This window comes from Autumnicola edwardsiae (assembly GCF_031846505.1).
In the GTDB taxonomy this organism is placed as follows: domain Bacteria; phylum Bacteroidota; class Bacteroidia; order Flavobacteriales; family Flavobacteriaceae; genus Autumnicola; species Autumnicola edwardsiae.
On the sequence record NZ_JAVRHP010000253.1, the window covers coordinates 1 to 1,062 of the forward strand.

Annotated in this window: 1 pseudogene; it reads right to left on the bottom strand. The window is 34.7% G+C overall.

Annotated elements, in window-relative coordinates:
• Nucleotides 1-674: 674 nt before the first annotated feature.
• Nucleotides 675-1,062, bottom strand: a pseudogene (locus RM529_RS17465) (JAB domain-containing protein); the annotation flags it as partial.

Below are 1,062 nucleotides of genomic sequence, written 5' to 3' on the forward strand. Positions count from 1 at the left end.
ATCCATAATTCGCCGATTTGTCGCAAATTCTTCCCTAAAATTGGGCCCTGGCAGGGCATTTGTCGCAAATTGCTTAAAAACAGGAATTTGAATATATTTTAAACAACTGGTTTACAGTTATTTAAAAACGAAAAGGAGTGCTTAACATCGCGTAGCGTGTTACCCTCTTGCTACTCCTTTTCGTCCCGCAGCGCGGGACAAAAATGCCGTACAATTTGGTTTGTTGCCTGTCCTTATAGACAGTCAAAAGCCACTTGCCAATTCCCGGAAAAATTTCCGAATTAATAATTTTTTGATGTGCAGGAATATCGGCGAAAGTCAAAAATGGATACACTGCGTAAATTTGAATACTGAAAATCGGTGTAATAAAGATACATTATTTTTACAAAATCAAGGCAAAGAATACCTGACGAATAAACTTTTTGCTATATTTAAAATCATTTGAATTTTTCATTTAATGAAAGAAAGGAAAATCCAGATAACAGGGATTTTCCTTTTTTACTTGAACTGAACGTAAAATGCTTCATATTTTTAAGCACCACCAACCAGGCTATTTTGCGCGTTCCTGTTATAGAACTACTTTGCTTAAAAAATTCATTAAGAAATATCTGAGCCTAAAAAAACACCCCTAAAATTAGAAGTGTTTAAAATCTGGTTAGCATTGACCAGGTAAATTACAGAATGCCTTCATCTGCAAAGCTGTAATAATTACCATCAGGAATTAGAATAATATGATCCAGTACTTTAACATCAAAAAAAGATGCCGCATTTTTAATTTTCCGGGTCAGGCTTTTATCTGCTTCACTTGGTTTAAGGGTTCCACTGGGGTGATTGTGCATTAAAATTATTGCCGTGGTCAAGGACTTTAATACTACTGCGAATAGGATTCGAATATCGACCAGGGTCCCTGTAATCATAAATTCCTTTAACCTTATTAGCATTATTAAGCAGTATAATTTTAAAAGTTTCCTGCAATTCAATATTATTTTTATTCCAGTGGTTAAATGCCAAATCGGCCGCACATCTCGAACTGGTTATTTTTGGAAGCAAATTTGTTTTTAA